Annotated in this window: 6 protein-coding genes; 5 read left to right on the forward strand and 1 reads right to left on the reverse strand. The window is 33.8% G+C overall.

The window, feature by feature from the left end; translation table 11 throughout:
• Positions 1-73 precede the first annotated feature (73 nt).
• The 4 genes from FTU67_RS08920 to FTU67_RS08935 are packed head-to-tail and all read left to right on the forward strand — an operon-like array spanning position 74 to position 5,387.
• Positions 74-1,297 (forward strand): site-specific integrase, encoded by a 1,224-nt coding sequence (locus FTU67_RS08920; protein ID WP_168405515.1) that lies wholly within the window; start codon positions 74-76, stop codon positions 1,295-1,297.
• Positions 1,294-2,850, forward strand: a complete 1,557-nt coding sequence (locus FTU67_RS08925; protein ID WP_156189618.1) for a site-specific integrase — start codon at positions 1,294-1,296, stop codon at positions 2,848-2,850. Before FTU67_RS08920 ends, FTU67_RS08925 begins: the two co-directional genes overlap by 4 nt.
• Entirely contained in the window at positions 2,843-4,966 is a 2,124-nt protein-coding gene (locus FTU67_RS08930) for an integrase (RefSeq protein WP_104988038.1), read from the forward strand. The genes FTU67_RS08925 and FTU67_RS08930 overlap by 8 nt, the downstream gene beginning before the upstream one ends.
• A 1-nt stretch (position 4,967) precedes the next feature.
• On the forward strand, positions 4,968-5,387 hold the full coding sequence (locus FTU67_RS08935) for a hypothetical protein (protein ID WP_104988039.1): 420 nt from the start codon (positions 4,968-4,970) through the stop codon (positions 5,385-5,387).
• Between the two features lie 76 nt (positions 5,388-5,463).
• Here the strand turns inward: FTU67_RS08935 and FTU67_RS08940 are convergent, their stop codons facing one another.
• A complete protein-coding gene (locus FTU67_RS08940; protein ID WP_168382385.1) occupies positions 5,464-5,952 on the reverse strand; it encodes a hypothetical protein in 489 nt (162 codons plus the stop codon).
• 96 nt (positions 5,953-6,048) lie between these two features.
• Between FTU67_RS08940 and FTU67_RS08945 the strand changes: the two genes are divergently transcribed.
• Positions 6,049-6,264, forward strand: coding sequence for a helix-turn-helix domain-containing protein (locus tag FTU67_RS08945; protein ID WP_019385588.1), 216 nt, complete (start codon positions 6,049-6,051; stop codon positions 6,262-6,264).
• Positions 6,265-6,436 lie beyond the last annotated feature (172 nt).

The following is a 6,436-nucleotide window of genomic DNA, read 5'->3' on the forward strand; positions in this document are numbered from 1 at the left end:
GAAATAGTTCTGTAAATTTTTTTATTTAATATATTATGATATTTAATACTTAGATATTTTGTTAAATTTAATTATGATGTCTGTTAAAAGATTTGTAATGAGTAGTGGAGAGAGATTTGCTGTTCTTTTGAATAGTGATGGCGTTCCTATGACTTATCCAAATTTATATACGATCATTCATTTAAGAAATCGTGGTCAATCAATCAATACTATTACAGCTATTCTAGAAGATATTAAGTTGCTGTTTCAGTTATTGGATAAGTTAGGAATTGATTTGGAACAAAGGATTAAAAATAAAGATTTTTTAAAATTAAATGAAATCGAAGCTTTAGTAAATTTAACCAGTTTCAATCGTAGCCGATTAAGCGGGACAGCTTCAAAAAAAAAGATCATAAGTTTTCCAAAAAGTAATAACAAAGAGCGAGCTAGAGCAAAATTGGTTATTACTCAGGACTATGTATCCAAACAATTGATATATCGGCGGTTAACTAATTTTGCTGAATATATTGGGTGGCTAGAGATATATTTTCATTCATCAGTAATAACAAGCACAAAAAATTTATTAACATCTCGTAGGCCTTGTAAGCCCATGGATAGTCAGTCTGAATATGTGTCCTTTGATGATGAGCAGGTAGATAAAATTTTAAAGGCGGTTAATCCTGATAATCAGAATCGTATTTGGATTTCAGATTACATAGTTTATAGAAATGAGCTGATTATCTATTTGTTTTTATACTTAGGATGTCGTAAAGGAGAATTATTAAATTTAAAAATTACAGATATAACCCCTCCTCAAGCGGGTATACCTTATCTGACTATTAGACGTAATCCTCATGATGATAGTGATCCTCGGTTATATCAACCTTTGGTAAAGACTAGAAGTCGATCAATTGCACTCAACCAGAATCTAAAGAAAAAATTGGATATCTATATTCTAAATCATAGATCGACAGTGCCTAATGCAGAGTTAACAGACTTTTTGATCTTATCAAATAAGGGGCAGCCGCTTTCAATTAATGCACTAGACAAAATTTTTTCAGAAATTTCTGAAGTCGTTTTATTCAATGTGCATGCACATGCATTTAGGCATACATGGAATGATAAATATACAGATAAAGTTCAGACTTTAATTAAATCTGGAAAAATAACAGAAGATCAGGCTGAGAGAGATCGAGCATATCTGATGGGTTGGATACCAAATTCACAAAGTGCGAGAAGATATTCAAGACGTGCAGAAAATAAGCGAGCTATGGAAGTAGGTTTAAGTATTCAAGAAAATTTTGAGGATAAAAAATGAGTAAACTACCTCAAGTCGATAGTTTAGATAAGTCGAAAAATACTTTTACTACATTCAAAGGCTATCAGGTTGATATTTATGATCATACATGGGTGTTGGATATTAACAACAAAGCTGATATGTCAAATCTTTCGAAATTTTCGGAGGAAGTTAGATCTGACGTATTAAATACTTTTATCAATTTTGCTAAATATAGCTCAAGCACACATGCAGCAGAAATGATCCGTTATGCGCTTAAATATCCTGATTTGACAGGTGAGTCAGAATTTACTTTAAAAGGAATTTTAGAATATAAAAAATATTTTAATGATAAAAAGTATGAATATAAATTAGCAAAGTTCAGAGTCTTTTTAAAAAAACTATACAATTTAGGATACTCTTCAGTAGATGACGAAATCTATGATTTAATGGATTCATGGAAATTAACTGGAAATGAAAAAGGTACAGCTGTTCTTTCTCTTGATCCAGATGAAGGTCCATTTAGTCCATTTGAATTCCAAGCAATTATTACTAGAACCAACGAATATTTAGCAGAAAATAGGATTTCTTATTATGAGGCTGCTTTAATTCGTGTTTTTTGTGCGACAGGTAGACGACCAATACAAATTGCTGGGTTAAAAGTAAAAGACTTATACGAGACCGATAAGTATAAGTTTAAGGATGAAAAAAAAGTTCATGTACTCAATATTCCAAAAGCTAAAATAAGAGGTGCTAGTGGATTTCGTTATGCTTTTCGTGAAGTAGGAATTCGTGAAAGTATCGTACAAATATTGTTTGAGCATACTCGAATTTTAAAGCAGAAATTAAGCAAAGAAATAAAACGAGAGCTATCTGAACAAGAGTTTGCAGAGCTACCGCTATTTTATGATTTTGAGAAATTGGTTAATTTGGATTGGGAAAATCGGCATGAAATTTCAGAAATTTTGCCAAAAGAAATTATTCATTTGCCTACGGTTGAATTAACTCAAAAGTTAAAAGATGCGGTAAGAAAGCTTGGTGTTCGGTCAAGGGAAACAGGTAAGCCAATATTTGTTACTTCTTATAGGTTTCGTTATACACTTGGTACAAATGCTGCTAGACAAAAAGCAGGCGTGATTGTCATCGCAAATTTATTAGATCATCATGATACCCAAAATGCACATTGCTATGTACAAAGTGTGCCAGAAATTGCACAGCAAATATCATCCATCATGGATGAGAGTTTACGCAAATATGCAGATGCTTTTCAGGGGAAAGTTGTAAAGGATGAGATTGAGGCTCAATCACAAATTGAAGATGCTAATCGAATTTCTTGTGTAGAGCAGGATTGTGATGTTGGCTCATGTGGTACACATCAATACTGTAACGATTATGCACCAATCGCATGTTATCTGTGTAGTAAATTTATGCCTTGGGCAAATGCACCCCATCATCTTATTTTAAAACAATTAATGAAAGAACGAGATGACCTAATAACAATGGGGTGTAGTCTTGAAGTTGCTGCCGTGAATGACCGAACAATTATTGCCATTCAGCAAGTCATTGATGCTTGTAAGGAGTTTAATCATGGATAATTTGATTTATTTTCCATCTGACAGAATCCAAACTCCTGACTCTGAAATTAAGCGGTTTATTGATTTTGTTAAGCAGTTATCAGAATTAAATGAAGATATTAGATTTGAAGACCATTATTGGAAAGGCGAAGTAAACTTTGTCAAAATGGGTATTTCATCCAAAGATAGATTACCCGAAAATCTTTTACATCATTCAATTCTAGAATTTGCAAAGGCGTATGTTAAGTATCAAAGAATTAATAGCAAGTTAAAAACTCAAGACACAATTCTTTCAATTCGGGCAATAGAGCAAATATTCTTAGACCGAAATAGTGAAGTTGATTTAACTAAATTGGTTATTGCTGATTTTGACTTGGCTGCTGAAAATGCTAAGAAAAATTACAAAGCAAGCTCTGCTTATCATGTAGGAAGACAATTAAAAATTCTTTTGGATTTTCTACGCCAAATAAAGGTATTAGCTTTGCCAGAGTGGAAAAATCCACTTAAAAAACCTGCTGATAAATCGATTGTGCTAGATGAGGAGTCAGAGGAACATAGAGAGTCTAAACTTCCTGATGAGGATGCGATTTTTGCATTAGCTGATATTTTCTCGCGGAAAGATTCAGAACTGTCAGATAGAGATATTTTTGTCACCAGTGCTGTGGGTTTGCTTCTAGCTGCGCCAGAACGAGCATCAGAGCTATTTTTCTTAAAGCAGAATTGTATCCACCAGGAAGAAGCCCAAACGCTTTCTAAGAGCAGTTTAGGGCTTACAGTAGATGGTTCTAATAGTGAAACTGTATTTGGTATTAGATGGTATGCGCAGAAAAATTTTGGGTACGATATTAAATATATTCCAGGTGTCATGATCCCAACTGTTCAATTAGCAATTAAACGATTAAAAAAAATTTCTGAAAAAGCAAGACTATTTGCATCTCTGTTAGAAAATAGTGATAAGTTTCCTCGACATGAATTATGTCCAGAAGTCTCTGATGAGCAACTGTTAACAAAAAAACAAGTATTGCAAGCGCTAGGTTTTGATGAGTCAAATTATTCGGATACAACAACAGCTAGAACTTCAGGCAATCAATTCTTGGCAGTAAGAGGTTTAGAAAGAAAGAATAATATATATAGTTTGAATGATTTGAATGAATTGATAAGAAGTCGCTTACCTGAAGGCTTCCCATATGTACCGTTTCAAGTGGGTGCTGGCATAGAAATAAAATGGTCTGAAGCGCTTTTCTGTTGCTTTGCAAATCAATTTCATACCCAAAAGCCAACAGTAACTACTGAGCTATGGATGCCACATATTGATACTTTAAATGAAGACTTATCTCCCACCAAAAAGAAGAAAAAAGGAAGTGATGAGTTAGCAAATGTTCAATCTATTTTCCAACGATGGGGATATGGTGACTACAGTGTGTCTACCCATCAATTTAGGCATCTTCTCAATACAATAGCAAATACCAATGGAATGGATAGCATGTTACTCGCTAAATGGTCAGGGCGAGCTGATTTGAAGCAAAATCGAACATATGACCATACTTCGGTTGAGGATCGTAATGATGGCTTAGTTGAAATGCAGAAAAACGAGGTTGGTACAGTAGATACTGATAGTACATATACATTCCAGATCGCTACACCTCGAACTCTACAAGAGTTAAATACCAAAACAACATTGTCCATGCACACTACCGAGTTTGGACTTTGTACACATTCTTATATTGATGAACCCTGCCTAAAATATAGAAACTGTCTTAATTGTACAGAGCATGTCTGTATTAAGGGGGATGAAGAAAAGAAAAAACGACTTCAAGATCGACTTAGAAAAGAAAAAATCTTATGGGCAAAGGATAAGGAGGCTGTTAGTAAAAATGTTACTGGTGCAGCGGTTTGGTTGGATACTAGAGAGCTTACTATTAAACGTTGTGAACAGTTGATAGCCCTACTTGATGATCCAAACATTCTTGATGGAACGCCTTTAAGTTTGCCGCCTTCGGAACATGTGACACATCTTGATTTAGCGTATCAAAAAGCAGGTCGTAAACGTATCCCCATTATTGAGAATACTCAACGTAAAAAGCTTGAAGAGCAGTCAGGTTTACATGATTCTTTATCATTGGATTTATGGAGCTAATATGGCACAGCATCTAACAGATCAGAATGTACAAGATATTGTTGAAATTCTTGATTATTGGTCGCCAAATGAAAAGTTAACGTGGGAGAAGTTATGCAAAGCAATTGAAGTACAACTAGAGATTGTGCCTGCACCAACTCGCCAAACCCTACAAAAATTTGCAAAAATTAAGAACGCTTATGATCTAGGAAAAAAATCTCCAGCAGCATTAGAAATTTTAAAAGCAAAACAGCAAAAACTCCCTGCTAGTCTGAAAATCGCTCAAACTAAAATTGAGGCTTTGGAGGCCAAGAATGCTAGATTGGAAAAAGAAAACGCTATGTTGTTGGAACAGTTTGTGGTGTGGCAATACAATGCCCATAAGTATGGGCTCAGCATTGCTAAATTGAATGAGCCAATGAGCAAAAAAAGTTCGGATTGATTAACAATCGAAGAGCTAAATGAGTCCTTAGTTCAGAAGCAATAGTAAAGTTAAAGAACCAAAATAAACTGGATCTTTAACTTTCAATAGGATAGATAATGCTTTTTAGAGCAAGTTGGTATGCTTTCAACTCAATTATTTCGGACTTACAATTATTTCTAACATATAAAATTTTCTTTTTCATGCTTGGGAAATTAATTTCCAATTGTTTGTAAGCCTCTATTTGTTTTTCAAGGAAAGAAATTTTAAAACTTATTCTAGTTTCTTCTAGTCTCATTTTCGATAAATCTTCACTTTCATTGTTTATGCCTCTAAATATATTAATTTTCTTTGTCTCACTAAATAAAGAAAAGCGAGAGTTTTCATGGTTAACTTTTTTTTCTAAAAAACCTAATTCAACAAGTTTTCGAAGTATTCGATACATTCTTTGACGGTTAAAGCGATTACGTTCCTTTGTTGAAAGTGAGAGTGCAATCCAAAAGTCATTAGTAGTCCAATTATTAATGGAATATTGCTGAATAAGAGGTGGAAATTTTTCGAATAGCGGTAAATTGATAGTTTGCATTGGAAAAACTAAAAAACATAAAAAGAGGATTATAAGCCGTGGATACATAGTCCTCAAATTAGGATAGTTCTATTTTTTGAGCAGTTGATTCAAAACATGTCAGAACTAACAGTCTCTTTTGGTTTACGTGTTCGGGAACAAAGGAAGCTAAAGAAAATATCACAGGAAAAACTAGCTTTTCTTAGCAATATTGATCGCAGTTATATGGGACGTATTGAGCGTGGGGAAGTAAATATAACTATTGAAAAAATATATGAATTAGCGAAATCATTAGATGTGTCAGTGAAAGATTTATTACCAGATGATGTATGATTTGTAGAGTTTATAAATATGAAAAGAGGGTTCCATGAAGTTCACTGGTAATCCCCCCTAAAAATAATAGGATCTAAAAGTAGAATTTTCTCTTAAGATACGAGCAGGAGATTCTGCATGAAAACATCTAAATTTACTGACAGTCAGATCATGTCCATCTTGAAACAGGCAG

Origin of the sequence: Acinetobacter sp. YH12132 (assembly GCF_013418645.1) — a bacterium.
GTDB lineage: Bacteria > Pseudomonadota > Gammaproteobacteria > Pseudomonadales > Moraxellaceae > Acinetobacter > Acinetobacter indicus.

Coding starts and splice junctions, on each gene's coding strand:
- FTU67_RS08920 (WP_168405515.1), top strand. CDS start 74: ATGATGTCTGTTAAAAGATTTGTAATGAGTAGTGGAGAGAGATTTGCT.
- FTU67_RS08925 (WP_156189618.1), top strand. CDS start 1,294: ATGAGTAAACTACCTCAAGTCGATAGTTTAGATAAGTCGAAAAATACT.
- FTU67_RS08930 (WP_104988038.1), top strand. CDS start 2,843: ATGGATAATTTGATTTATTTTCCATCTGACAGAATCCAAACTCCTGAC.
- FTU67_RS08935 (WP_104988039.1), top strand. CDS start 4,968: ATGGCACAGCATCTAACAGATCAGAATGTACAAGATATTGTTGAAATT.
- FTU67_RS08940 (WP_168382385.1), bottom strand. CDS start 5,952: ATGCAAACTATCAATTTACCGCTATTCGAAAAATTTCCACCTCTTATT.
- FTU67_RS08945 (WP_019385588.1), top strand. CDS start 6,049: ATGTCAGAACTAACAGTCTCTTTTGGTTTACGTGTTCGGGAACAAAGG.